Annotated in this window: 28 protein-coding genes; 9 read left to right on the forward strand and 19 right to left on the reverse strand. The window is 69.4% G+C overall.

From position 1 onward, the window contains the following. Window positions 1-12 precede the first annotated feature (12 nt). The 4 genes from SACCYDRAFT_RS19090 to SACCYDRAFT_RS19105 all read left to right on the forward strand — a co-directional run bounded on the left by SACCYDRAFT_RS19090 (window position 13) and on the right by SACCYDRAFT_RS19105 (window position 4,132). Window positions 13-591 (forward strand): isochorismatase family protein, encoded by a 579-nt coding sequence (locus tag SACCYDRAFT_RS19090; RefSeq protein WP_005458697.1) that lies wholly within the window; start codon window positions 13-15, stop codon window positions 589-591. Next, window positions 588-1,523, forward strand: coding sequence for a sugar kinase (locus tag SACCYDRAFT_RS19095; RefSeq protein ID WP_005458699.1), 936 nt, complete (start codon window positions 588-590; stop codon window positions 1,521-1,523). The genes SACCYDRAFT_RS19090 and SACCYDRAFT_RS19095 overlap by 4 nt, the downstream gene beginning before the upstream one ends. A 162-nt stretch (window positions 1,524-1,685) precedes the next feature. Next, on the forward strand, window positions 1,686-3,740 hold the full coding sequence (locus tag SACCYDRAFT_RS19100) for an ATP-dependent DNA helicase (RefSeq protein ID WP_005458700.1): 2,055 nt from the start codon (window positions 1,686-1,688) through the stop codon (window positions 3,738-3,740). 23 nt (window positions 3,741-3,763) lie between these two features. Further along, on the forward strand, window positions 3,764-4,132 hold the full coding sequence (locus tag SACCYDRAFT_RS19105; RefSeq protein WP_005458702.1) for a hypothetical protein: 369 nt from the start codon (window positions 3,764-3,766) through the stop codon (window positions 4,130-4,132). A gap of 122 nt (window positions 4,133-4,254) precedes the next feature. Here SACCYDRAFT_RS19105 and SACCYDRAFT_RS19110 read toward each other — a convergent pair whose 3' ends face one another. The 5 genes from SACCYDRAFT_RS19110 to SACCYDRAFT_RS19130 form a co-directional block, all read right to left on the reverse strand. Continuing rightward, window positions 4,255-4,554: a YrhK family protein gene (locus tag SACCYDRAFT_RS19110; RefSeq protein ID WP_005458703.1), complete on the reverse strand. Its 300-nt coding sequence runs from the start codon at window positions 4,552-4,554 to the stop codon at window positions 4,255-4,257. A gap of 145 nt (window positions 4,555-4,699) precedes the next feature. Next, window positions 4,700-5,476 (reverse strand): peptidyl-tRNA hydrolase, encoded by a 777-nt coding sequence (locus tag SACCYDRAFT_RS19115; RefSeq protein ID WP_005458704.1) that lies wholly within the window; start codon window positions 5,474-5,476, stop codon window positions 4,700-4,702. Further along, window positions 5,473-6,702, reverse strand: a complete 1,230-nt coding sequence (gene serB / locus SACCYDRAFT_RS19120; protein WP_005458706.1) for a phosphoserine phosphatase SerB — start codon at window positions 6,700-6,702, stop codon at window positions 5,473-5,475. The genes SACCYDRAFT_RS19115 and serB overlap by 4 nt, the downstream gene beginning before the upstream one ends. Before the next feature lie 43 nt (window positions 6,703-6,745). Then, on the reverse strand, window positions 6,746-8,530 hold the full coding sequence (gene ctaD / locus SACCYDRAFT_RS19125) for an aa3-type cytochrome oxidase subunit I (protein WP_005458707.1): 1,785 nt from the start codon (window positions 8,528-8,530) through the stop codon (window positions 6,746-6,748). Window positions 8,531-8,784: 254 nt separating this feature from the next. Beyond that, a complete protein-coding gene (locus SACCYDRAFT_RS19130; RefSeq protein WP_043536682.1) occupies window positions 8,785-9,540 on the reverse strand; it encodes an alpha/beta fold hydrolase in 756 nt (251 codons plus the stop codon). Between the two features lie 38 nt (window positions 9,541-9,578). Between SACCYDRAFT_RS19130 and SACCYDRAFT_RS19135 the strand changes: the two genes are divergently transcribed. Next, complete coding sequence (locus SACCYDRAFT_RS19135; RefSeq protein WP_005458709.1) at window positions 9,579-10,100, forward strand: GNAT family N-acetyltransferase; 522 nt, start codon at window positions 9,579-9,581, stop codon at window positions 10,098-10,100. Between the two features lie 6 nt (window positions 10,101-10,106). Here the strand turns inward: SACCYDRAFT_RS19135 and SACCYDRAFT_RS19140 are convergent, their stop codons facing one another. Together SACCYDRAFT_RS19140 and SACCYDRAFT_RS19145 are read right to left on the reverse strand one after the other, a co-directional pair. Then, a complete protein-coding gene (locus tag SACCYDRAFT_RS19140) occupies window positions 10,107-10,397 on the reverse strand; it encodes a hypothetical protein (RefSeq protein ID WP_005458710.1) in 291 nt (96 codons plus the stop codon). 55 nt (window positions 10,398-10,452) lie between these two features. Next, on the reverse strand, window positions 10,453-11,589 hold the full coding sequence (locus SACCYDRAFT_RS19145; RefSeq protein WP_005458711.1) for an alkaline phosphatase family protein: 1,137 nt from the start codon (window positions 11,587-11,589) through the stop codon (window positions 10,453-10,455). Window positions 11,590-11,634: 45 nt separating this feature from the next. Between SACCYDRAFT_RS19145 and SACCYDRAFT_RS26050 the strand changes: the two genes are divergently transcribed. Continuing rightward, window positions 11,635-11,841: an FmdB family zinc ribbon protein gene (locus tag SACCYDRAFT_RS26050; protein ID WP_005458713.1), complete on the forward strand. Its 207-nt coding sequence runs from the start codon at window positions 11,635-11,637 to the stop codon at window positions 11,839-11,841. 11 nt (window positions 11,842-11,852) lie between these two features. On the opposite strand, the gene SACCYDRAFT_RS19155 is transcribed toward SACCYDRAFT_RS26050, so the two are convergent. From SACCYDRAFT_RS19155 to nucS, 6 genes are all read right to left on the reverse strand, one after another. Then, window positions 11,853-12,806 carry a DUF3558 family protein gene (locus tag SACCYDRAFT_RS19155; protein ID WP_005458715.1) on the reverse strand — a complete coding sequence of 318 codons (954 nt, stop codon included), beginning with the start codon at window positions 12,804-12,806 and terminating at the stop codon, window positions 11,853-11,855. A gap of 124 nt (window positions 12,807-12,930) precedes the next feature. Next, complete coding sequence (dhaM, locus tag SACCYDRAFT_RS19160) at window positions 12,931-13,620, reverse strand: dihydroxyacetone kinase phosphoryl donor subunit DhaM (protein ID WP_005458716.1); 690 nt, start codon at window positions 13,618-13,620, stop codon at window positions 12,931-12,933. After that, complete coding sequence (gene dhaL / locus SACCYDRAFT_RS19165) at window positions 13,617-14,240, reverse strand: dihydroxyacetone kinase subunit DhaL (RefSeq protein ID WP_005458717.1); 624 nt, start codon at window positions 14,238-14,240, stop codon at window positions 13,617-13,619. Before dhaL ends, dhaM begins: the two co-directional genes overlap by 4 nt. Next, a complete protein-coding gene (gene dhaK / locus SACCYDRAFT_RS19170; protein WP_005458718.1) occupies window positions 14,240-15,238 on the reverse strand; it encodes a dihydroxyacetone kinase subunit DhaK in 999 nt (332 codons plus the stop codon). The genes dhaL and dhaK overlap by 1 nt, the downstream gene beginning before the upstream one ends. A 62-nt stretch (window positions 15,239-15,300) precedes the next feature. Continuing rightward, a complete protein-coding gene (locus SACCYDRAFT_RS19175; RefSeq protein ID WP_232283704.1) occupies window positions 15,301-16,290 on the reverse strand; it encodes a hypothetical protein in 990 nt (329 codons plus the stop codon). A gap of 79 nt (window positions 16,291-16,369) precedes the next feature. Then, window positions 16,370-17,029 (reverse strand): endonuclease NucS, encoded by a 660-nt coding sequence (gene nucS, locus SACCYDRAFT_RS19180; RefSeq protein ID WP_005458720.1) that lies wholly within the window; start codon window positions 17,027-17,029, stop codon window positions 16,370-16,372. A 112-nt stretch (window positions 17,030-17,141) separates the two neighbouring features. On the opposite strand from nucS, the gene SACCYDRAFT_RS19185 reads away from it, so the two are divergent. Then, on the forward strand, window positions 17,142-17,681 hold the full coding sequence (locus SACCYDRAFT_RS19185; RefSeq protein WP_043536685.1) for an NUDIX domain-containing protein: 540 nt from the start codon (window positions 17,142-17,144) through the stop codon (window positions 17,679-17,681). A gap of 121 nt (window positions 17,682-17,802) precedes the next feature. Here the strand turns inward: SACCYDRAFT_RS19185 and SACCYDRAFT_RS19190 are convergent, their stop codons facing one another. The 5 genes from SACCYDRAFT_RS19190 to ehuB form a co-directional block, all read right to left on the reverse strand. Beyond that, window positions 17,803-18,576, reverse strand: a complete 774-nt coding sequence (locus SACCYDRAFT_RS19190) for an enoyl-CoA hydratase-related protein (protein ID WP_043537409.1) — start codon at window positions 18,574-18,576, stop codon at window positions 17,803-17,805. An 85-nt stretch (window positions 18,577-18,661) separates the two neighbouring features. Continuing rightward, window positions 18,662-19,426 carry an ectoine/hydroxyectoine ABC transporter ATP-binding protein EhuA gene (gene ehuA, locus SACCYDRAFT_RS19195; RefSeq protein ID WP_043537410.1) on the reverse strand — a complete coding sequence of 255 codons (765 nt, stop codon included), beginning with the start codon at window positions 19,424-19,426 and terminating at the stop codon, window positions 18,662-18,664. A 28-nt stretch (window positions 19,427-19,454) separates the two neighbouring features. Beyond that, on the reverse strand, window positions 19,455-20,117 hold the full coding sequence (ehuD, locus tag SACCYDRAFT_RS19200; protein ID WP_005458724.1) for an ectoine/hydroxyectoine ABC transporter permease subunit EhuD: 663 nt from the start codon (window positions 20,115-20,117) through the stop codon (window positions 19,455-19,457). After that, window positions 20,114-20,824 (reverse strand): ectoine/hydroxyectoine ABC transporter permease subunit EhuC, encoded by a 711-nt coding sequence (gene ehuC / locus SACCYDRAFT_RS19205; protein WP_005458726.1) that lies wholly within the window; start codon window positions 20,822-20,824, stop codon window positions 20,114-20,116. The genes ehuD and ehuC overlap by 4 nt, the downstream gene beginning before the upstream one ends. A 23-nt stretch (window positions 20,825-20,847) precedes the next feature. Then, window positions 20,848-21,705 carry an ectoine/hydroxyectoine ABC transporter substrate-binding protein EhuB gene (gene ehuB / locus SACCYDRAFT_RS19210; RefSeq protein WP_005458728.1) on the reverse strand — a complete coding sequence of 286 codons (858 nt, stop codon included), beginning with the start codon at window positions 21,703-21,705 and terminating at the stop codon, window positions 20,848-20,850. 439 nt (window positions 21,706-22,144) lie between these two features. On the opposite strand from ehuB, the gene SACCYDRAFT_RS19215 reads away from it, so the two are divergent. Next, the gene (locus tag SACCYDRAFT_RS19215; RefSeq protein WP_043537411.1) at window positions 22,145-22,768 is read left to right on the forward strand and encodes a LysE family translocator; all 624 of its coding nucleotides are present in this window, start codon (window positions 22,145-22,147) and stop codon (window positions 22,766-22,768) included. A 6-nt stretch (window positions 22,769-22,774) separates the two neighbouring features. Here the strand turns inward: SACCYDRAFT_RS19215 and murA are convergent, their stop codons facing one another. Then, window positions 22,775-24,058 (reverse strand): UDP-N-acetylglucosamine 1-carboxyvinyltransferase, encoded by a 1,284-nt coding sequence (gene murA / locus SACCYDRAFT_RS19220; RefSeq protein ID WP_005458730.1) that lies wholly within the window; start codon window positions 24,056-24,058, stop codon window positions 22,775-22,777. 183 nt (window positions 24,059-24,241) lie between these two features. Here murA and SACCYDRAFT_RS19225 point away from each other — a divergent pair, with 183 nt between their 5' ends. After that, window positions 24,242-24,814 (forward strand): cob(I)yrinic acid a,c-diamide adenosyltransferase, encoded by a 573-nt coding sequence (locus SACCYDRAFT_RS19225; protein ID WP_005458731.1) that lies wholly within the window; start codon window positions 24,242-24,244, stop codon window positions 24,812-24,814. Window positions 24,815-24,879: the final 65 nt, after the last annotated feature.

The raw sequence follows: 24,879 nt of genomic DNA on the forward strand, positions 1-24,879 counted from the left end.
CCGGAGGTGAACATGGCTACCGCACTGATCGTGGTGGACGTGCAGAACGACTTCTGCGAGGGAGGTTCGCTCGCGGTCGCCGGAGGAGCCGCGGTGGCCGACGCCATCTCGGCGTACGTGCGCGGTGACCGCTCCGCGTACGACCACGTGGTGGCCACCCGCGACTACCACATCGATCCCGGTGAGCACTTCAGCGACGATCCCGACTTCGTGCGTTCGTGGCCCCGGCACTGCGTGGCTGACACGGCGGGCGCGAGCTTCCACCCCCGCCTGGACGTCACACCGATCACAGCGGTGTTCTCGAAGGGCCAGTACAGCGACGGCTACTCGGGTTTCGAGGGCGAGACGGACGCGGGCGAGCTCCTCGTCGACTGGCTACGGGTGCGCGAGGTGACGGCGGTCGACGTCGTCGGGATCGCCACCGACCACTGCGTGCGCGCCACCGCGCTCGACGCCGCCCGGCACGGCTTCGACGTCCGCGTTCTCGCCGGCCTCACCGCGGGCGTCTCGGCGTCCACGGTGGACGCGGCGCTGGCGGAACTGCGTGAGGCCGAGGTGGCCGTCGTCGGAGAACCGAAGGTCGCTTCGTGACGGGTACGGGGCTGTTGACCTTCGGCGAGGCGCTCACGGTTTTCAGCACGCAGTCGGGCAAACTACGGCACGCCACCTCGGTGGACGTCGGTATCGCCGGGTCCGAGGCCATGGTCGCCATCGGTGTGGCCAGGCTGGGTGTCCCCGCCGCGTGGGCGGGGAGGCTCGGCGCCGACGAACCCGGCGCACTCGTCCTGGCACGGCTGCGGGAGGAGGGGGTGGACACCTCCGCCGTGCGCACCGACCGCCAGGCACCCACCGGGTTGATGATCAAGGACTTCCGCAACGCGGACGCCACTCGCTCCGCGTACTACCGCAACGGCAGCGCCGGAACCCGGCTGTGCCCGGAGGACATCCCGGAAGACCACATCCGCGCGGCGGGCGTGCTGCACCTCAGTGGCCTCACCCCCGGGCTCTCGGACTCGGCCGCCAAGGCGGTGTTCGCCGCGGCCGAGGCCGCCCGCGGCGAAGGCGTTCCCGTGTCACTCGACATCGACTACGGCCACGCTCTCTGGTACCCCGAGGACGCGGCCGACATCCTGTACGACCTCGTGTCGTTGTGCGACATCGTGTTCGCCGGGGACGACGCCGCCCGGCTGCTCGGTCTGGACGGCGATCCGCAGGAGCTGGCGGCCGGACTGGCGGAACTCGGACCGGAACAGGTGATCATCGAGCTCGGGCCGCGCGGGGCCGTGGCGGAGCTGCACGGGTCCCGGTACGACGTGCCGAGCTACCCGGTGCGGTCGGTGGACACCGAGGGCGCCGACGACGCGTTCGTCGCGGGCTACCTGGCGGAGTTCCTGACAGGTGCGTCGCCGGATCGGCGACTGCGCACGGCCGCCGCGTGCCGGGCCTTCTCCCTCACCGTCCCCGGCGAGACGACGGGCCTTCCGGACCGGGAGGAACTCAAACTGCTCACCCGCCCCCGCTGACGCCGTGTCCGCAAGTTGTGCACGTGTGTCCGCGCCGGAGGCTGCGGACACACGTACAGGAACTGCGGACACCCGCACGAGAACCGCGGACACGATGTCGGGGCGGGCGGCACACGCGGTGGGCGACGAGAACGACAGGCCCTGGCGGTAACGTTTCGGGACGTGACCGGTGCCCGTTCGGACCTGCCCAGCGTCCGCGAACTCCTCAGCCACGCCGTCGACGCGGTGGGTGGTGCCGAGCGCGAGGGCCAGGTTCGCATGGCCGAGGCCGTGGACCGCGCCATCCGCACCGGCGAGCACCTCGCCGTGCAGGCGGGGACGGGCACCGGCAAGTCGCTCGCCTACCTCGTCCCCGCCATCCGCCACGCCGTCGAGTCCGACACCACCGTGGTGGTGTCCACGGCGACGATCGCGCTGCAGCGCCAACTCGTCGACCGCGACCTGCCGCGCCTGGCCAGGGCGCTGAAGAAACCCCTCGGCGTGGAACCGACGTTCGCGATCCTCAAGGGCCGACGCAACTACCTGTGCCTGCACCGCGTGCACACCGGCGTGGAGGACGAGCCGGAGGACACCGCCCTGTTCGACCAGTTCGCCATCTCCCGGATCGGCCGCGAGGTGAAACGACTCCACGAGTGGTCGTCCGACACCGAGACCGGCGACCGCGACGAGCTGGTTCCCGGCGTGTCCGAGCAGGCGTGGCGCCAGGTGTCGGTGACGGCGAAGGAGTGTCTCGGCGCGGGCCGCTGCCCGGTCGGTGACGACTGCTTCGCCGAGCTGGCGCGGGCCGAGGCGGGCAGGGCGAACGTCGTGGTCACCAACCACGCGCTGCTGGCCATCGACGCCTTGCAGGAATACCAGGTCCTGCCCGACCACGACGTCACGATCATCGACGAGGCCCACGAGCTGGTCGACCGCGTGACGTCGGCGGCCACCGCGGACCTGTCACCCGCCATGGTGACGGCGGCGACCCGGCGCTGCGGCAGGCTCATCGACGCCGACATCGCGGACCGCCTGCTGGAGACGGGTGAGGGCCTGTCGCTCATGCTGGAGGACGTACCGCCGGGCAGGCTGGACGTGCTCCCCGACGCTCTGGGTGGCGCGCTCGCCGCCGTGCGCGACGCCGCGCACGCCTGCCTCACCGCGCTGGGTTCCGAGCGCCGCGAGGACCCCGATGAGGCCACCAAACGCAAGCTCGCGCGTTCCTCGCTGGACGACGTGCACGACACGGCCGTCCGGCTGCTCGACGCGTTCGACGACGACCCCGCCGACCGCAAGGACGTGGTGTGGGCCACAGGCGACAGGCAGTCCGCGAGTCCGAGGCCCCCCGCACTGCACGCCGCACCACTGGGTGTCGGCGGCCTGCTGCGCGAGCGGGTGTTCGGCACGAGCACCACGGTGCTCACGTCGGCGACCCTGGCCCTGGGCGGCACGTTCGACACCCTCGCCCGTCAGTGGGGTCTGCCCCCGGCACCGCAGCCCACCGAGAAGGCGAGCGGCACGGCGACGGAGAAACCCCCGCCGTCGGACACCGACAGCGGCCCCCGGTGGAGCGGGCTCGACGTCGGTTCCCCCTTCGACTACCGCCGCAACGGCATCCTCTACGTCGCCAAGCACCTGCCTCCGCCAGGTCGAGACGGCCTCGGCACGGCCACACTCGACGAGATCGCCGAACTGATCGACGCGGCGGGCGGTCGCACGCTCGGGTTGTTCTCCTCCATGCGAGCCGCGAAGCAGGCCACCGAGGAACTCCGCGACCGCATCGCGCACCCCATCCTGTGCCAGGGTGACGACTCCACGTCACTGCTGGTCAACAAGTTCGCCGAGGACGCCCGCACGTGCCTGTTCGGCACGCTGTCGCTGTGGCAGGGCGTGGATGTGCCCGGCCCGTCGCTGTCGCTCGTCATCGTGGACCGGCTGCCGTTTCCCCGGCCCGACGATCCGGTGGCGTCGGCCCGGCAGCGCGCGGTGGAGGCTCGAGGCGGGAACGGCTTCCTCACCGTGGCCGCCACGCACGCGGCTCTGCTGCTCGCCCAGGGCGTCGGCAGGCTGCACCGCTCGGTGAGCGACCGCGGCGTGGTCGCGGTGCTGGACTCCAGGCTGGCCACCGCTCGGTACGGCGGCTTCCTGCGTGCCTCCCTGCCGCCGCTGTGGCCGACCCAGCGACCCGACGTCGTCCGCGACGCCCTGCGGCGACTCGACGCCGCCGCCCCCGCCTGAGTCGGCCACGGCGAGGGACTACGGTGGACGCCAACCCGACACCGAGGGAGATGTCGTTGCCGCCCGATTCGTCCAGCGCCCGTTCCCGTTCCATCAGCGTCGACGACACCGGTGTCCGTCGCCTGTTGGCCGACGGAACCGAGGAGTCGATCACGTGGACCGACCTGGCCGCCGTCGTCGTGAGGGTGATTCCCGAGGGTCCGTGGAAGGAGGACGTCTTCCTCATGTTGGCGGCCTCCGACGGCACGGGCACGGCGGTTCCCAGCGGTGATCCGGCCGCCGACGCGCTGATCGAACGGCTGCAGACGCTTCCCGGCTTCGACCACGACACGTTCGTCGAGGCGATGACCACCGACGCCGACAAGGCGTACGTCGTGTGGAAGGCGAACTAGGCCGTGTTTCACGCTTCCCGCGTACCGGCTGCACGGGGAGGACTCATGAAACCCGACCCAGGCCGTCAAGGTTGACGGAGTGGGCGGATGGCCGCCACATGGACGTCGCGGCGGTGAGGGCGTCAGAAGTCGCGCGTCGTCTCGGCAGCGGCACCGGCGACGCGGCGCAGGTGAACCCGGCGGAACAGGCGGATACCGGGCCGCGCGGCGAGCTGGAGGCTCCCCACCAGGAAGAACCACGTGCCGACGGTGGCGGTGGACTCCCAGAAGAACAGCACACTGCCCGCCACGAACCACAACGCGATGAGCAGGTCGTTGCCGATGCTGAGGATCTCGTAACGTCGGCGTAGGACCAGCTCCTCGTGCCCGAACGTCACCGTCAGTGTGCCGCGTCCGTCGTCGGGTTCGTTGATGTTCGGCATCACCCCACGGTGCCAGCCGTGGCTCGCTGTCGCAGAGCTGCGCGGGCGAGAGCGACCCGAGGGTGGCGGGCGGCCGTCATGCGAGGCTTCGGAGTCCGCCCGAAAGGCGGCCACCCACCCGCAGCGACAACGGCTTCAGCCGCCCCTAGGCCCGCCTCGCCACCACCGTCACGGTGCCCGGCTCGACCTCGGTGAACCCGGCGTCGCGGACGGCCACCAACCCGTGCTCGTTCCACGCCTCGTGGGGCCGCGCGAGCGCGGCCGTCGAGCGCGCCCACTGCTCCGCCTCGGCCACGCGCACATAGCAGCGGTAGTGCTGTACCGCCCAGGCGGCGAGCCGGGCGGAGTCGAGCAGGGCCGCGAGCAGCATGGTCGCGTGGCCCACCTGTGCGGCGGCCTTGCCCGCCGACATCGTCACGCCGGGGTTCAGCAGCAGCACGGGTCGGTCGCCGGGAGCGGGTCCGGGTTCGTCGGCGGGAAGGTCGCTGCCGGAGATCTGCAACCGCGAGACCTCGCGCGGGAGGTCGCCGACCCGGCACGGCAGCAGCGCGCGGGCCTGTGCGCCGTCCACCTCCATCGTCACGCCCGGCAACTCCTGCACCGCGTCCCAGTGCGCTCCCCTGGCGCGGCGCGCGACCTTGCGGATGTGGCCGGACGTCCACGTGTGCAGCGCCTCGTACCAGGGTCCTCCGGGACGGGCGTCGCCGTGGAGACACACGGCGAGCGCTGCGGCAGCCGCGGCCTCCAGCAGTGGCGTCCGCGACGGCGGCGCCGACTTCTCCATCCGAAGCACCACGGGCATCGCCCACACCTGCTCCGGTGGCACGTCACGGTCGGCGGTGCGCTCGGCGGGCAGCCCGAGCCACCACGCGTAGCGGGCGGCCACGGGCTCCAGTACGGGTTCCTGCTCTGCCGCGGTCATGGCCGGATCAGGGGAAGCCCGTCAGCGACGTCGGCCGCCTCCACCTCGGCACGGGTCACCCCGAGCATGAACAGCACCGCGTCCAGGTACGGGTGCGACAGGGCGGCGTCGGCCACCTCGCGCAGCGCGGGTTTGGCGTTGAACGCGATGCCCATACCCGCGGTGGTGAGCATGTCGATGTCGTTGGCGCCGTCGCCCACCGCGACGCACTGGCCGAGGGGGATGCCGTAGCCGGCGGCGTACCGCTTCAGCGACTCCGCCTTCGCGGCACGGTCGACGACGTCGCCGACGACCCGGCCAGTGAGCCTGCCGTCGACGATCTCCAGTTCGTTGGCGACGGCGAAGTCGAGACCGAGGTCGGTGACGAGGCCGTCGATGATGCGCGTGAACCCTCCGGAGACCACGCCGCACCGGAAACCGAGGCGCTTGAGGGTCCGCACGGTGGTCCGGGCCCCAGGGGTGAGCTCGATCTTCGCGGCCACCTCGTCGAGCACCGTTTCGGGAAGACCTTCCAGCAGCGACACACGCCGCATCAGCGACTCGGTGAAGTTCAACTCACCCCGCATGGCCGCGTCGGTGATCTCGCGGACCTCCGGCTCGACACCGGCGTGCGCGGCGAGCATCTCGATCACCTCGCCCTGGATGAGGGTCGAGTCGACGTCGAAGACCACCAGTCGTTTGGCCCGTCGCGACAGGCCGGCGCGCTCGATCGAGACGTCCAGGCCACCGCGTGCGCCCACGTCGGCGAGCACGGTGCGGAGTTCGCTGTCGGCCTCAGGCGTGTCGTCGGCGGCCGAGACGTGGAGTTCGAGACCGGTGACGGGATAGTCCGCGATGCTGCGGATGGTGTCGATGTTGACGCTCATCCGCGCGAGCGAGCGGGCGACCCGCGTGAAGGCCCGGGCCGTGATGGGTCTGCCGAGCAGCACCAGCACGTGAGTCGAGCCGCGCCGGGCCGGTGCGAACGGGTCGGCTCCGATGGCCGACCCGATCCGCACGTCCACGTTCATGGCCACGGTCGCCATGGCCTGCTCGACCATCTCCTGCAGGCCCTCTGGGTCCGACTCGACGGTGACGAGCACACCGAGTACGAGCTGCCCCCTGATGACGACCTGCTCGATGTCGAGGACCTCGACACCCTGGCGGGTCAACGCGGCGAACAGGACCGAGGAGACGCCCGGCTTGTCCGGTCCGGTCGCGGTGATCAGGACTGGAGTGGGACTCACTGCGTCTCCTTCGGCTCCGGCTCGCATGGCCGGGAGGTCCCGGTCACTGTTCGCTTGCGTTGTCCTTGTCCCGGTCCCCGGGCATCGCGCCCGCGGTGACGAGCTCGGACGGAGCGTCCTTGGCGTCCTTGTGCGGCAGCGTCTTGCCCGTGAACGTCACGTGGCCCTCGCTACGCATCCGCTCGACCATGTGCGGGTAGTGCAGCTCGAACGCCGGGCGCTCGGAACGGATCCGCGGCAGCTCGGTGAAGTTGTGCCGAGGCGGCGGGCAGCTGGTGGCCCACTCGAGGCTGTTGCCGTAGCCCCACGGGTCGTCCACCGTGACGATCTCACCGTAGCGGTAGCTCTTGAACACGTTCCAGATGAACGGCAGCGTCGAAGCGCCCAGGATGTACGCGCCGATGGTGGAGATCGTGTTCAGCGTGGTGAACCCGTCGCTGGCGAGGTAGTCCACGTACCGGCGCGGCATGCCCTCGTTGCCCAGCCAGTGCTGCACCAGGAACGTGAGGTGGAAGCCGAGGAACGTGAGCCAGAAGTGGAGCTTGGCCAACGACTCGTCCATCATGCGGCCGGTCATCTTCGGGAACCAGAAGTAGATGCCGGCGAACGTGGCGAACACGATCGTGCCGTAGAGCACGTAGTGGAAGTGCGCGACCACGAAGTAGCTGTCGGAGACGTGGAAGTCGATCGACGGCGCGGCCAGCAGAACACCGGTCAGACCACCGAAGAGGAAGGTGACCATGAAACCGACGGTGAAGAGCATCGGCGACTCGAAGCTCATCTGCCCCTTCCACATCGTGCCGATCCAGTTGAAGAACTTCACACCGGTCGGGACGGCGATGAGGAAGGTCATGAAGGCGAAGAACGGCAGCAGCACCGCGCCGGTCGCGTACATGTGGTGCGCCCACACCGCGATCGACAGCGCCGCGATGGACAGCGTGGCCCAGACCAGACCCTTGTAACCGAAGATCGGCTTGCGGGCGAACACCGGCACGATCTCCGAGGCGATACCGAAGAACGGCAGCGCCACGATGTACACCTCGGGGTGGCCGAAGAACCAGAACATGTGCTGCCACAGGATCACGCCACCGTTGGCCGGGTCGAAGACGTGGCCGCCCAGCTGGCGGTCGGCGAGCAGGCCCACGAGCGCGGCGGTGAGGATCGGGAACGCCAGCAGGACGAGCAGGCTGGTGATCAGGATGTTCCACGTGAAGATCGGCATCCGCCACATCGTCATGCCGGGAGCACGCAGGCAGACCACCGTAGTGATCATGTTGACCGCGCCGAGGATGGTGCCCAGACCACTGACGACCAGCCCGGCGATCCACAGGTCCGCGCCGATGCCGGGCGAGTAGATGGCGTTCGACAGCGGGGTGTAGGCGAACCAGCCGAAGTCGGCGGCACCACCTGGCGTGATGAAGCCGGCCATGGAGGTCAGGCCGCCGAACAGGTACAGCCAGTACGAGAAGGCGTTCAGCCGCGGGAACGCGACGTCGGGCGAACCGATCTGCAGCGGCAGGACGTAGTTCGCGAACCCGAACACGATCGGCGTCGCGTAGAACAGCAGCATCACCGTGCCGTGCATGGTGAACAGCTGGTTGTACTGCTCCTGGGACAGGAACTGCTGACCGGGTACCGCGAGCTCGGTGCGGATCAGCATCGCCATCGCGCCGCCGGCCATGAAGAAAGCGAACGCGGTCACCATGTACATGATGCCGAGCTGCTTGTGGTCCGTCGTGCGGAAGAACCGCAACAATGACGATCCCTTCACCGACTCTCGCGTCGGGTACGGACGCGTTGCGATCGGCTGGGGCGCTACGGCCGTCACTGAAGCCTCCTGCACTCGAAACCCCGCGAACCTTGCTCGCCACGGGCGGGGACCCACGTTGGCTACGGGGGATCGTATCCCTCCGCCCATCCGGGCTCGCGCACCGGGAGCACAGATCACTTTCCCGGACCTCCCGACCACCCCCCTCGCGACCCACCGCACCGCCGCGATCACCCGAAAACCGCAGGTGAAGGTGCGTGTTGTGGCTCACGGGGGCGCGTTCCACGAGCCCTGTTGGCTACGTCACTACCGCCTCAGCCGAGTACGCGCGAGACGGCGTCGACCACGGCTTCCGGGGCCTCCATCGGGGTCAGGTGACCGGCCTCCGGCAGCACCACGAGTTCGGCGTGCGGCACCGTGTCGGCGAGGTCACGCGCGGTCTGCGGAGGGTTCACGGTGTCCTCCTCACCCGCGACCACCACGGTGGGCACGTCCACCGAGCGGAGCAGCTCGGTGGAGTCACCACGCGCGGCCATGGCACGTTGCGCCCACGCGACCCCCGACGGCGGCTGCTGCTCGACGAGTTCGCGCACCCGCTCGGTCACCTCGGGACGGCGGTGTCGCGTGGTCTCGCCCAGCAGCTTCGGCAGCATCTGCTCGGCGAGCCAACCCGCCGTGCCCTCGGCCTCGGCCCGCCGTGCCACCTCCAGGCGGTTCGCCCTGGCCTCGTCGGTGTCGGCCGTCGCCTTGGCACCGAGCAACGCGACCCCACCGACGCGTTCGGGAGCGAGCCTCAGGAGCGCGAGCGTGACGTAGCCTCCCATCGAGCAGCCGCCGAGCACGACCTTGTCGAGTTCGAGTCGGTCGAGCAGGGCCAGCACGTCACGAGCCGCGTGGTCGAGACTCGGCTCGGCGTCCGTGTCGCCGCTGTCGGGCAGCGGGGAACGACCGAGCCCGCGCTGGTCGGGCGTGATCAGCCGCGTACGTTCGGCGAGCGGTGCGCGCACGGGGTCCCACATGCGCGCGTCGAGCGGATAGGCGTGCAGCAGCACCAGCGGCAGAGACGACATGCCTCCCATTGTCGGGGGAAGGCACTAGATTCGCGGACATGACACGGCTGGGGTCCCTGCGCACGCCACGGCTGCTGCTGCGACCGTTCGTCGACGACGACCTGCCGATCGTGGTCGGGCTCCAGGCCGCGCGGGAAACCCATCCGCACGAGGGCGCGCCCCCGACCCCGGACGAGGCACGGGTCCAGTTCGACTCCTGGCGGCGGCACTGGGCCGACCACGGCTTCGGGTACGTCGCGGTGGAGCTCGCCGAGGTCCGGGACGTGATCGGCGTCGGCGGCCTCCAGACCACCGATCTCGACGGGGAGTCGGTGCTCAACCTGTACTACCGCTTCCGCCCGGACGCCTGGGGGCACGGCTACGCCCCCGAGATGGGGGCGGCACTGATCGACTGGGCCGAGCGGGAGTTCCCCGAGAAACCGGTGGTGATCGTCACGAACGTCCGCAACACCGCGGCGCGACGGGTGGCGGAGAAGCTGGCGTTCTCGGAATACCGGCGAGACCTCTACCGCGGCGCTCCCGCGGTGTACTACCGCAGAGAGCCCCGGCACACCGGCTGACCGGTCTCACCAGCGGCGACGGGTCGGTCCCCTGCGGGTTCGCGCCCGCCAGCAGCCCTGGTGCCAGTGCCGCCGGTCGGTGGCGGAGCCGTACTCACCGGCGGGCCAGGCCACGACGTGCGCCACCCCGGGCCGGATCTCGTGGTCGCAGCCGGGACAGCGGTAGGTCTTGGTGGCCTGCGCACCCGGCACCGAACGCACCACCCAGTCACCGTCGGGCCCCGATTCGGCACGTGCCCAACCCGCGGACGAACCTGTTCGGGGTTCGACACGGCGTGCACGGTTACGTCGGGGCATGGCTCCACGGTAACCGTCACACCACAGCGTCCCTCACACTGCCGCCGACCACACGTCAGCCGGCTTCCGCCAGAACGAACGGTACGAGCTGCTCCGCCGGGGACAGCGAGCCGTGCTGCCCGACGAGCGCCGACTCCTTGGGCTCGCAGGTCTTCCGCAGCATCCCCGCACGGCCACGGGCGGCCGCCACGACGTCACCGATGCGTGGCAGCACATGAGGGGCCACCACCGGTCCGAACCAGCCCGCTTCCACGGCGTCGTCCCTGTGCAGCACCCATGCGCGGTCGCCGAGCACCTCCCGCCACGTGGTCAACACGTCGTCGACCGCTCCGCTCTCGGCGTAGACGTGCCGGGCCCTGACCTCGCCCGCCAACGCCCGCACGCCGGCCGTCAGCGCGGGTTCGGCGTCCACGTCGACGGCGCTGCCGTCGAGGGTGACCATGCCGTGGTCGGCAACCACGGCCAGGACCGCACCCGGCGGCAGGTTCTCGACCACGGACTCGACCAGCCGGTCCACCTGCCGTAACTGCATCCGCCACGGCAACGAGCCGGGACCGTGGAGATGCCCCATGAAGTCCAGATCACCGTGGTAGGCGTAACAGAAGCTGCCCGGCGAGCTCAGCGCCGAGGACATGGCCGCCGCGAGGTCGCCGAGCGCGTGCACCCCCACGTACGACCCTCCCGACAGCACGGCCCGGGTCAACGGCCTGTCGGCGAACGACGCGGAGGACACCACGGTGGTGGTCAGGCCGGCTTCGGCGGCGCGGGCGAAGGTCGTCGGCAGTCGCTGCACCTCGGCCGGGCGCACGCGGTCGTGCAGGTCCTCACCGTCCGGGTGCCTGCGCCAGCGCAGCGCGTTCAACACCCCCACGCCCGGCAGGTCGAACGAGTAGCCCACCAGGCCGTGTTCACCTGAGGCGACGCCCGTGCCGATCGCGGCGAGCCCGGCAGCGGTGGTGGCCGGGTAGCCCACGCGCAGCGGCCGGCGCGGCAGCCCGGACAGCACCGGGGCGTCGGCGGCGTGGTCGGCCAGCAGGTCCCAGCCGAGGCCGTCGACCAGCAGCACTCCCACGCGAACCCGGGAACCGAAACCGAGCGTGTCGGCGAAACCGGCGACCCCGAGCGCACCGAGCGCCGATGGGGTCACCTCGGCCAACAGGGGTGTCCCGGCGTCGAGCATGGGCTTGTCCATCCCGTCAGCCTCCCATGACGACGGGGAACGGGCGATAATCGGTTCATGCCGACCTACGCCTATCGCTGCCGCGTGTGCGCGGAGTCCTTCGAGCTCAACCGTCCGATGAGCGAGTCCGCTGCGCCCGCATCCTGCCCCGAGGGGCACGACGACACGGTGAAGCTGTTGACCACGGTGGCGCTGACTGGTTCGGCGCAGACACCTGCCCCGACAGGCGGCGGCTGCTGCGGTGGCGCCTGCGGCTGTGGCTGACGGCCACCTGCTCAGTCTTCGTACTCGGGCAGCCGGGGCCAGACCAGCTCGGCCAGCTCCGTTGCCGCGGCGCAGGGGTCGCCCTCCTCGTCGTAGACGTAGACATTGACCACCTCCCACTCGGTGGACACCTCCGCGGGTACGGGCATGTGCGGGGTCTCCAGCACACACCGGCCCTCGCTGAGGAAGGTGGCGCTGGGTCTTCCACCGATGTTCTCCTCGTAGTACTCGGAGACATCGGTGCCCAGGTCGGTCACGGCGAACTCGACGTCCGTCCCCACGTACGGCTCGCCGTACCACCAGAACGAGCACCCACCACCGCCGAGGGCCTCCTCGTACAGCACGCTTTCCACGTCGAGGACATCGGCGGCCTCGTCGGCGGTGAGCAGGGCACACGGCTCCAGCTCGGCCAACGACCCCTCGGCGAAGGTCATCGTCTCGCCGGTACCGAAGTACGCGGCCTGCTGCACGCCGTCGGTGACGAGATCGGCCACGATGCACATCTCGGCATCCCCCGGCCTGCCCTCGATGTCGCCGTACGCCTCGTACACGGTGACGTCGAGAGCGACCCCATCCGCGAACACGAGTTCCCGCCAGCAGGCCCACTCCTCCTCGAAGTGGCGGCGGTGCACCGACCGCGCGAGTTCCCGGGACTCGTCGGACTGGAGGAACGGTGTGGCCTCGTACAGGTCTCCGATCGTCACGGACAGCCCGACCGTCCCCAGCTCGACCTCCGCGTAGCACCGGAGGAACCCCGACGTCGCCAGCTCCACCGACACGTCGGCTTCTCGCAGCTTCCGCTCGTCGAGCAGGCTGCAGAAGTCGACCGTGGTGGGCTCACCCAGCGCTTCCTCGCTCGTCAGGGGCGGCACGTGAACGGCGTCGGCCGTACCGTCCACGGTCGGTGTGCACGACGCCAGCAAACCGACCAGGGCGAACAGAATTCCGAGACGTCTCGACAACACAGGTGCTACATCGTCACCCGATCAGCCGATGTCACCCGTTTAGCCGACTCGTGACCAGGACGAGAGCGGACCGTGGCCGGGCCCTGTCCGGCGCGAGCGACGTCGCGGCGATCCCGGAGTCTGCTCAGTCCTCGTCGAAACGTCGTTGCACCAGCGCCTCGACCCGGGTGATCGCCTCCTGCGCCTGCGGGCCGGTGGCCTCCACACTGACGCGATCGCCCTTGCGAGCACCCAGCGACATGATCGCCAGCACGCTGTGCCCGTCGGCCTCGCCCGCACCGAACCGGATCCGGACGTCGGCGTCCACTCCGGCGATGGCCCTCACCAGCAACGCGGCGGGCCGTGCGTGCAGGCCCGCTTCGTTCTCCAGCGTGAACTCCGTCCCCACGGCCTCCGCCTCGGCGGCGGGAGCGGCTGCGGAAGCGGGAGCAGCCTCGCCTGCGCCGGCGGCCTCGCTCGCGGCCTGCGCGACACCCGCGCGGTCGGCACCGCCCTGCGCGGCCACGGCCGCCGCCACCGTACCCTCCACCAGCGGCGCGTCCACGACCACCGCCGCGCCCGGGTCGTCGAGTGCCTCCACGACCATCTCGGCCGTCATCTGCGCGCTTCCCAGGTCGTACAACACCACGGCTCCCGAACCGGTGTTCGCCCGCTCGACCGCGTTGGACACCGCGTCGTAGTCGGTGCCGATCCCACCGTCCGGCGACCCTCCCGCGGGCACCACCGTGACGTCGGGCGCCATCTGCCCGGCGACCTCGGCGATGCCCTCGGCGAGCTTGGCGCTGTGTGACACCACCACGAGACCGACCCTCATCGCGCCACCTCCGCGAACGCCCGCAACAGCAGGGCCGTGGACCAGGCTCCCGGATCGAGGTGCCCGATGCTGCGTTCACCGAGGTAGGACGCTCGGCCCTTCCTGGCCACGAGCGGCTTCGTGGAGTTCGCCCCCTCCTCGGCCGCGTCCGCCGCGGCGGACAGCACCGCCGCCACGCCGTCGCCCTCGGCCCGTTCGGCGGCGTCGACGGCGGGCTTCAACGCGTCCACCATCGTGGCGTCACCGACCTCGGCCTTGCCCCTGGCCACCACGCCCGCGAGCCCGGCACGCAGCGCGGCCACGACCGCTGCCGCATCCAGCTCGCCCGCCTGACCCACAGCCGTGGCCGCACGCAGGAACGCCGTGCCGTACAGGGGGCCCGCCGCCCCACCGACCTTCGAGATGAGCGTGGTGGCCGCCAGTTTGAGCACAGCACCGGGTGTCTCCGGGACGGCCCCTTCGAGACCGGCCGTCAACGCGGTGAACCCGCGGTGCATGTTCTCGCCGTGGTCGGCGTCGCCGATCGGCCGGTCGAGGTCGGTGAGTTCCACCCGATGCTCGGCGACGGTTTCGGCCGCGGCGCGCAGAGCGGCCGCGACGTCGTTCGCGGTGCAGGCCATCACATCCCCCAACGCAGAGCGGGAGTCTTCACGGGCGCGTCCCACAACTCGGTCAACCGCTCGTCCAACCGCAGGATCGTGAGACTGATGCCCTGCATCTCCAGGCTCGTGATGTACGGGCCGACGAGTCTGCGTACGACGTTGACACCCCGGTCGGCGAGCAGCCGCTCCGCGATGCCGTGCGCGAGGTACACCTCCAGCAGCGGCGAGCCACCCATCGAGTTGGTGAAGAGCAGGACGTCGTCGCCACGCTCCAGCGGGAAGTCGTCCGCCACCGCCGCCACCATGCGCTCCACGAGCGCGGAGGCGGGCTCCACCTCGATGCGTTCACGGCCCGGTTCCCCGTGGATGCCGATGCCGAACTCCACCTCGCCCGCACCGAGTTCGAAGCTGGGCTCGCCGACGTGGGGCACGGTCGGCGCCGTCAGCGCCACCCCGATCGAGCGCACGCGCTCCACCACGCTGCGGGCCACCGCCTCCACGGTGTCGAGGTCGTCGCCCCGTTCCGCCGCCGCCCCGGCGATCTTCTCCAGCAGCACCGTGCCGCCCACGCCACGACGTCCGGCGGTGAACGTGGAGTCGGCCACGGCCACGTCGTCGTCGATCACCACGGTGCGCACGTCGAGCCCCTCCGCCGACGCCAGCTCGGCCGCGGTCTCGAAGTTCAGCACGTCCCCGGTGTAGTTCTTCACCACCAGCAGCGCGCCCGCCTCGCCCGTGGTGGCCGAGATCGCCGCCTGGACCGCGTCCGGGGTCGGCGAGGTGAACACCGCGCCCGGAACGGCTCCGTGCAGCATCCCCGGCCCCACGAACCCCACGTGCAACGGTTCGTGACCCGAGCCGCCACCGGAGATGACCGACACCCCGCGCGCGGGCGAGTCGGCGCGCACGACGATGTTCGGCTCGTACTCCACTCGCACGAGGTCGGCGTGCGCGGCGGCGAGACCCGCCAGCGAGTCGGCGACCACCGTCGCCGGATCGTCGATGATCTTCTTCACTGCTACCTCCGAGCGCGGGAATGCGTGGCGGGTTCGGTTCTCAACCTAACCAAATTCCGCTGCTACGGCAGGGTCTTCACCATCGCCTTCGCGAGTTCGGTCGCCCGTTCGCACGCGGCGTCGACGTCGCCTTCCCCCGCGTAGTCGTAGTAGCTCAAACTGATGAGCTCGGCCTCGTCCTCTCCCAGTTCGAGGTGGTTCCACGACACGTCGCACTCGGCCATGTCCGTCGTACCCGGCTCCTGCACCGCGGGAAGGCCTTCCGCCAGCTCGATCTCCTTCGTTCCCTCGGTCGGCGACACGGGGAAACCGACGCGCGCGTGGGCGTACACGACGAAGTCGTCCTGCGAGAGCTGACAGAAGTGCAGGCCGCTGGGCATCACACGGGCCTCCTCGTCCGTGTCCAGCACGGCGGCGAGCTCCTCGGAAGCGAGGGACTCACAGAGATCCACCGTCAGCAGCGACCCCTCCTGGGGAGTCAGCATCGGCGGGTTCGCCCGCAACTGCCCGATGACGCTCTCGAGCACCACGTAGCCGCTCTGGCACGGATCACCGCCCTGCTCGTGTGTGGCCATCACACTGATACCGAGGCCCGGATCGCGCTGCGTCACCGCGGTGGAGACGCACGACGTCTCGTCGACGCTCGTCTGCACCAGCGGCAGCCCCGCGATGTTGCTCGTGGCCTGGTCGGGGAACACGCTGCCCTCACCCACTTCGAGCAACACGCGGATGGGCTTGCCTCCCGGGTCCACGAACGAGCGCGAGCACATGCCCCATCCGCTGCCGGTCGGGTCGTCCTGCGGAGTGAAGTTGCCGACGACGTCGTCACCCAGCAGTCCGCAGGCGTCCACCGTCCGCAGGGCCGTCAGCTCGACGGCGGGATCGTCGATCGGCCCGGAAGGCACCTGCCCCTGACCGGTGCCCGGCTCGGCCTTCACCGTGGTGCGCTCGAAGTTCTTCTTCGCCAGGTCCTCACCGGCACAACCGGCGAGCAGACCCAACGCAGCGACCCAGCAGACGATCATCCGACGCGATACAGCACGACTCAGCACGTGTGCACGTTAGCCGCCGCACCTCCACGGCCGTGCGGGGTTCCCGGGATCGTGACCTTGCCGTCGGGCGGGCAAGGACTCAGAACAGAGTGAGGTCGTTGCTCGCGATCCCGCGCAGCTTGTCGTAGTCCAAGGTCACGCACCGGATTCCGCGATCCTCGGCGAGCGTGCGCGCCTGCGGCTTGATCTGCTGCGCCGCGAAGACACCCTGCACGGGTGCCAGCAACGGGTCACGATTCAGCAACTCCAGGTACCGCGTGAGCTGCTCGACACCGTCGATCTCGCCGCGCCGCTTGATCTCCACGGCCACGGTGCCACCGTCGGCGTCGCGCGCGAGGATGTCCACCGGGCCGATGGCGGTCATGTACTCGCGGCGCACGAGCGTGTAGCCCTCGCCGAGCGTGGTGATGTGCTCGGCGAGAAGCTCCTGCAGATGCGCCTCGACCCCGTCCTTCACCAACCCCGGTTCGGCCCCGAGATCGTGCTTCATCTCGTCGATGACCTGCTCGATCGTGATGACGAGTTTCTCGCCCGCCTTGTTCTCGACGATCCACAGATCGCCGTCCTCGATCAGCCAGCACGGCGGGCTCATCCAGTTCAGCGGCTTGTAGGCACGGTCGTCGGAATGCACCGACACCGACCCGTCGGCCTTGACGAGCAGCAGACGTGTGGCCATCGGCAGATGGGCGGTCAGGCGGCCCGCATAGTCCACCTGACACCGGGCGATCACTAAGCGCACGACGAGAGGGTAGGCGACTCCAGTGGGCGAGTACTCGCCACCCGCGACGATCCCCCGTTCGAGTCACGCGGGACCTCGGGCCCGATCGGGTGGCTCGGGAAGAATGCGGGGAATGGAGACACTCAGCTCACGCCAGGTGTACGCCAACAGGTGGATGACGCTCCGGGAGGACCGGATCCGGAGGACGGACGGTTCGGACGGCGTCTACGGTGTCGTCGACAAGCCCGACTACGCGCTCGTCATCCCGCTCGACGGGGACAAGCTCCAGCTTGTCGAGCAGTTTCGTTACCCACTCGGGATCCGCCGGTGGGAGTTCCCGCAGGGCACCGCGCCCGACCGCGCTGAGTTGCCTCCCGCCGAACTCGCGGCGCGGGAGCTGCGTGAGGAGACCGGACTGTCCGCGGGATCCCTGGTGGAGCTCGGGCTGCTCGACGTCGCACCGGGGCTGGCGAGTCAGCGTGGGCGGGTGTTCCTCGCCACGGACCTCACCGACGGCGAGCCGGAACCGGAACCCGAGGAACAGGACATGCGAACGGCCTGGTTCGACCGCGCGCAGGTCGAGCGAATGATCGCCGACGGCGAGATCACCGACGCCCAGTCCGTCGCCGCCTACACCCTCCTGCTCCTGTGGGAACGCCGCAACACCCCCTGACCCGCACGCGTGTCCGCACTTCCCGCACGTACCAGGACTGCCAACACCCGTACGCAACCTGCGGACACGGTGACACCAGGTGCGGACACGCGTGCACAACCTGCGGACACCGTGTCAGGCGTCAGTCGGGCCATTCGGGGTTGCGCTTCTCCAAAAACGCCGCCATGCCCTCACGGGCGCCGGGCAGTTGCGAAGCCGACGCCATGACCTCCAGTGCGAGCGCGTAGGCGTCCTGCTCCGGGCGGTCGAGCTGCGCGTACAACGTCCGCTTGCCCAACGCCTTGGACGCGCGGCTGCCCCGGGTCGCCCTGGCCAGCAGCTCGGCGACAGCCTCGTCGAGGTCGGCGTCCGGCACCACCCGGTTGACGAGTCCCCAGTCGAGCGCCGTCGCGGCGTCGATGGCGTCCCCCGTCAACGCCAGCTCCATCAGCCTCTTCCGACCGACCGCGCGTGCCACCGGAACGGCGGGGGTGTGGCAGAACCATCCGCCCTTCCCGCCCGGCAGGGCGAACGCCGCCGAGGCCGCGGCCACGGCCAGGTCGCACGATGCCACGAGCTGGCAGCCCGCTGCCGTCGCGAGCCCGTGAACGCGGGCGAGGACCACCTGCGGCACGGACTGGACGGCACCCATCACGTCGGTGCACAACCGCAGCAGCGCCCGCACCGCGCTCAGGTCGCGCGCCGCGACGTCGGCGAAGTCGTGGCCGGCGGAGAACACGGGTCCCGCACCGGCCAGCACGATCCCGGTCGCGTCCGACTCGCCCGCCTCGGTGAAGGCGGCGAGCAGTTCCCGCAGATGCGGCTCGGACAGCGAGTTGCGCCGCGCGGGCCGGTTCATGGTGATCGTGACGGTGTCGTCCTCCCGTTTGACGAGGACGTGTTCGTAGTCACCCATGCTGCGACCGTAGCCCGCCTCGACCAGCACACCAACCCCGAAGACGCCACCGCCCGCAGCGGGACGGCGGCCCTTCCGGCAAAGCCTAAGCCCGGTCGAGCACGGCGTGCAGGAACTCCCTGGTCCGCTCGTGGTCCGGGTCGGTGAACAGCTTGTCCGGCTTGGCGTCCTCGATGACCTGGCCCTTGTCGAACATCATGACGCGGTCCGAAACGTCCCGCGCGAACTGCATCTCGTGCGTCACGCACAGGAACGTGATCTCGGTGGTCTCGGCGATCTCCCTCAGCACCCCGAGCACGCCCGCCACGAGTTCGGGGTCCAGCGCGGAGGTCACCTCGTCGAGCAGCAGGACGTCGGGTTCCATGGCCAACGCACGAGCGATGGCCACACGCTGTTGCTGCCCGCCCGAGAGCTGCGACGGGTGAGCGTCGATCTTGTCGGTCAAGCCCACCATGTCCAGCAGCGACTCCGCCTTGCTCTCGGCCTCGTCACGGGACTTGCCGAGCACCCGGATCGGCGCCTCGGTGATGTTCTGCAGCACCTTCATGTTCGGGAACAGGTTGAACTGCTGGAACACCATTCCGATGCGCTTGCGCACCTGCCGGAGGTGCTTCTCGTCGGCGGGAACGAGCTTGCCGTTCTTCTCCACGTGGCTGAGGTACTCGTCACCCACCTGGATGGTGCCGCCGTTGACGCGTTCCAACGTCATCAGCAAACGCAGGATGGTGGTTTTTCCCGAACCACTCGGCCCGATGAGGGTGACGAACTCGCCGGGCTCGACCTCGAAGCTCAGATCACGGAGCACGACGTTGTCGCCGAACTTCTTCAACACCCGGTCGAAACGAATCATCACGTCGGACACCGGGCGGGTCGACGGATTACTTTGCGATTCCAAAACGACGCTCCATGTATCGAACGAGCAGTGAGGCGGGGTAGCTCAGCAGGAGGAACAGGACACCGGCGATCGTGATCGGCTCGACGTACCGGAAAGCCAGCGACGCCTCCTCCTCGGCCGCGCCCACGATGTCGAGCACACCGATCGCGAGCAGCAACGGCGTTTCCTTGAACATCGAGATGGTGTAGTTGCCGAGCGCGGGCAGCACCCTCGGAATGGCCTGCGGCAGGATCACCCCGGTCCAGATCCGGTGGGTGAGCAGGCTCAACGCGGTGGCGGCCTCCCACTGACCCCGTGGCACGGCCTCGATCCCCGCACGGTAGACCTCGGCGGTGTAGGTGGCGTAGTGCAGGCCGAGTCCGAGCACACCGGTCACCATCGGCGAGAGCGTGACGCCCACCAGAGGAAGCACGTAGAACAGGAAGAACAACTGCACCAGCAGCGGCGTGCTCCGCACGAACTCCATGATCAGCCACACGACCGTGCTGACCGCCCGGATACGGGATCGGCGCAGCAGCGCGAACACCAGCCCCAGCACGTAGGCGAGCAACGAGCCGAGGACGGTGGCCTGGAGGGTGATCAGCAGCCCTTCGAGGATCGCGGGCAGCACCTCGAGAGCGAAATTCCAGTCCCAGACCGAGTTCACGCGACACCACCGCCCTTCGCGATCGCGGCCTCACGCTTCGGCGGTGTCCTACCGACCTTCCTCGCGGCCCAGCGCTCCAGCAGCCGCATCAGGAAAGTGATCACAATGGACAGTACGAGGTAGAACAGCAGCAGGATCGTGAAGATCAGTGCGACCTGGCCCGTGAACGAGGGAACGAGGACGACCGTGGCCTGGTGCGTCATCTCGGGCACCGTGATGAACGTCAGCAGCGCCGTGCCCTTGAGCAACTGGATGAACAGGTTGTTGAACGGGGGCACCATCTCCACCAGCGCCTGCGGGAGGATGACCCGTTGCATCCGCTGGGCCGGGCTGAAGTTGAGCGCCACACAGCCCTCGTGCTGTTCCTTGGGCACCGACTGCACAGCACCCCTGACGATCTCGGCACCGTACGCGCCGAAGTTCAGACCGAGCACCACGATCCCGGCCCACAGCGGCAGGAGCTGGAACCCGGTCAGCACGGGCAGTACGAAGTAGAGCCAGAAGAGCTGGACCACCTCGGACGTGCCACGCCAGATCTCGACGTACACCCGGGTGACCGCTCTCACGGCGGTGTGGCGCGAGAGCATAGCCAGACCGGCCACAAAGGACAAAAAAGTGGCCAGGATGATGCCGCCGACAGTCGCCTGGACCGTCACCAGCAGTCCGTCGGCTATGACGGAGGCGAAGTGGGAAGCGTTGTCGAACATGCTCGGTTACCGAATCCCGGGCATCACTCACCCGAGCACAGCTGTTCGGTGGTGACGTCCGACGGCGGCAGGTTGTCCTCCGTGAACCCGAACGGCCGCACGATCTCCAGCCACTGGCCGTTCTCGTGGATCTTCCGCAGTTCCTGGTTGAAGGCGTTCACCAGCTCCGTGTCGCCCTTGCGGAACACGAAACCACCCGCCTGGATCTGTTCCCTGCCGTCCACGACCGGCACGAAGCCCTCGGTGACCTCGAGTTGCGCGTCGGGGTTCTGCTCCAGCAGCGCGCGCAGCGAGATGTCGGTGAGCGCACCCGCGTAGGCGCGACCGGCCTGCAGAGCCTGCAGCATGTCGGCCTGGGCCCCGTAGGTCTGCAGGTTGGTGACGCCCAGCGCTTCGGCGACCTGCTGTTCGATCGTCCCGGAGAGCACGGCGAGGGTCACGCCCTTCGCCTTGACGTCGTCGAAGTTGTTGACGCCCTCGGGGTTTCCTTGCGGCACCAGGAAAGCCGTGTTGGTGACGTAGTCGACGGCCGAGAACTGCGCCTGCCCGCACCGCTGCGGGATGATGGCCATGCCCGCGGCGACCATGTCGTACCGGCCCGCGTTCAGCCCGGGGATCAGCTGGCCGAACTCCACCTGGGTCGCCTCGACGTTGGGCACTCCGATGGCCTTGAACACCGCCTTGGCGACCTCGGGCGACTCACCGGTCACCTCGCCGTCACGCGTGAAGCCGTACGGAATCTCGCCGGCGATACCCACCCTCACAGTGCCGGCGTCGCGCAGTCGCTGCAGCGTGTTCCCGCCGCCCTGGCCACCCGTTTGTGGCGCTTCCGTGCACGCCGCGAGCGTCGCGGTGACACCGACCGCCAGCGCGCCCTTCATGGCAGATCGTCGGGACAGAACCCGTCGTGCCCACTCACCCTGAGCCATGATCGCACCCCTTATCGATTGGGCCTGTTCGCCGACTCAGACGAACGATCTTCTCCTACATGGTCACCGAACGTAGGTGTTCAACACGATCGGGTCAAAACCGAAGTGACCCTCCGTTATCAGAACGAGATCAACACCCTGAGGTCTCGAAACGGCGGGACCGGCCCCTTGACCGCCTACTTCACGAACATCGGGCAACCATTTCGACTCAGCTTCCGACAGCGCATATTCCTTATACCGACCGTATGTCCGTACCCGCGATTTCGCAGCTCAACGGCACGCACAAGCGAATTCCACCCACTTCGGCAGCCGACGTGGCCCGGAGCGAGGCGGCGTGACCACACTGCGCACGACGACGAGCACACTGCGCTTCCGGTTACGCTGGGGCAGCGTGACCTGGAGTACGTACGGCAGTTACCTCGTGCTGGTGGTCCTCGTGGTGCTCGCCCCGGGACCGGACACCGTCGTCACACTCAAGAACTCGTTCGCGGGAGGCTTCCGCGGCGGCTTGGTGGCCACGGCGGGGATCGCGACGGGAAACGTCGTCCAGGGCACAGCGGTGGCGTTCGGGCTCGGCACCCTCATCGTGGGGTCCCAGCCGGTGTTCCACACCCTCCGTTGGCTCGGCGTGGCCTATCTCTGTTACCTGGGAGTGCAGGCCCTGCGATCGGCCCGCAGAGGCGACTACGCGTCTCTCGACGCGACAGGAGCCCAGTCCGGCGCGCTCCGCCGGTTCCGAGAGGGGTTCCTCTCCAACGTCACCAATCCGAAGGTGCTGGCCCTCTACCTCTCGGTGCTACCGCAGTTCATCGATCCCACACACAACTCGGTCGGCGACACTCTGCTGCTCGCCTACACGGTGGCGGTGCTGGGCGCGGTGTGGCTGCTCCTGCTGGTGGCCTTCGTGCACACGGTGCGGGTCTGGCTTCAGCGCAGGAGTGTGCGCCGGGGCCTCGACGTGGCCACCGGCACGACACTCATCGGCTTCGGCGCCGCCCTCGCCGTCGAGGGCTGAGCGCGTCTACTCCCCTGCGGCGTGTCCCGGCTCGGAAGCCACTCGCTCGACCCGCGCACCGAGCCGATTGAGGTTCTCGATGAAGGCCGGATAACCGCGATCGATGTGGAACACGTCCCACACCTGCGTGACCCCCTCCGCGCACAGACCGGCGAGCACGAGCCCCGCCCCGGCCCGGATGTCGGAGGCCCACACCGGGGCGCTCGACAACCGCTCCACGCCGCGAACGACGGCGTGATGCCCGTCGGTCCGCGCGTCAGCTCCGAGACGCACCATCTCCTCGATGAACCGGAACCGTGCCTCGTAGACGTTCTCCGTGATCATCGAAGTGCCCTCGGACACCGACGACAGGGCGACCGCGAAGGGCTGGAGATCGGTGGCGAAGCCCGGATACGGCAGCGTCACGAAGTCCACGGCCTTCGGCCGGTCGGCCTGCACGACGCGGAAGCCCTTCCCGTCGAACGCGGTGACGTCGGCGCCAGCCAGCCTCAGCTTGTCCAGCACCAGGTCGAGGTGGTGCGGGTCGACGCCCGTCACCGTCACGTCTCCCTGGGTCATGGCGGCGGCGAACGCCCACGTCGCGCCGACGATGCGGTCACCGATGACGCGGTGTTCCGTGGGTCGCAGCGCGTCGACGCCCTCGACGGTCAACGTCGACGTACCCGCCCCCTCGATGCGGGCGCCCATCTCGGTGAGCATCGTGCACAGGTCGATGATCTCGGGCTCGCGGGCGGCGTTGTCGATCACTGTGGTGCCCTCGGCCAGCACCGCCGCCATCAGGATGTTCTCCGTGGCCCCCACGCTGGGAAAGTCCAGCCAGATCTGCGCGCCGTGCAGCCCGTCCGCCTCGGCGACCACGCAGCCGTGCTCGATCGCGCTCGTCGCCCCCAGTTTGCGCAGACCGTTCTGGTGCATGTCCAGCGGCCGCGAACCGATGGCGTCCCCGCCGGGAAGCGCCACCACCGCCCGCTTCAGCCGCCCGACCAGCGGACCGAGCACGCACACGGACGCGCGCAGCTTGCCCATCGCGGGCGAGTCGGCGCGGTGCGAGAGTTCCGCGGGCGTGGTGATCCGTGTGACGTCGCCGTCCATCTCGACCTCGCAGCCCACGCTGCGCAGCACGTCGGCCATCAACGGGACGTCGAGAATCTGAGGGCAGTTGCGGATCGTGGTGGTCCCCTCGGCGAGCAGAGCGGCCGCCATCAACTTCAACACGCTGTTCTTGGCGCCGACAACCTCGACCTCGCCGACCAGACGCGCACCGCCGTACACATCGAAGTGCTCGCTCATAATCGCCCATCTTGCCCGGCTCGGTCTCGGGCTGTGCGCTGGGGCACGTTATCGATCAACAAGGACACAGGTTCGCTCATACTGAAACGTTCGGATACCACAGGACGATAAGCCCGCGCTGGCCATGGTCACACCTCGATGTGTCCGGTGCCTCCACGGCAGGCGTGGCCGTAGACTTCCGCCATGCCCGTACGGATCAACCGCGTCTACACCCGAGTCGGCGACAACGGAACCACGGCACTCGGCGACGGTACCCGCGTCCCCAAGACCGACCCCCGGCTGGGCGCCTACGCCGACGTCGACGAGACCAACTCGGTGGTCGGCGTCGCGATCGCCCTCGGTGCGCTGCCCGACGAGATCACGCGGGTGCTCCGGACCGTGCAGAACGACCTGTTCGACGTGGGCGCCGACCTGAGCACTCCGGTGACCGACAACCCTCCACATCCGCCGTTGCGCGTCACCAAGGACTACGTCGAGCGTCTCGAAGACTGGTGCGACGAGTTCAACGAGCGGGTGGGCAAGCTGACGTCGTTCATCCTCCCCGGCGGCACACCCGGTGCGGCGCTGCTGCACCAGGCGCGGACCGTGGCCCGGAGGGCGGAACGGTCGGCGTGGGCGCTGGTGGAAGCCGACCGGGAGGGCACGAACCCGCTCGCGGTGACCTACCTCAACCGGCTTTCGGACCTGCTGTTCATCCTCGCCAGAGTCGCCAACCCCGACGGCGACGTGCTGTGGAAGCCCGGCGGCGACCGCTGAGGGCGACACCCACGGGCGGGATGGGGCGCCGAGAGGGCTCGCCACCGTCGATCCGCCGTACGGGA

Source organism: Saccharomonospora cyanea NA-134, assembly GCF_000244975.1.
Lineage (GTDB): Bacteria > Actinomycetota > Actinomycetes > Mycobacteriales > Pseudonocardiaceae > Saccharomonospora > Saccharomonospora cyanea.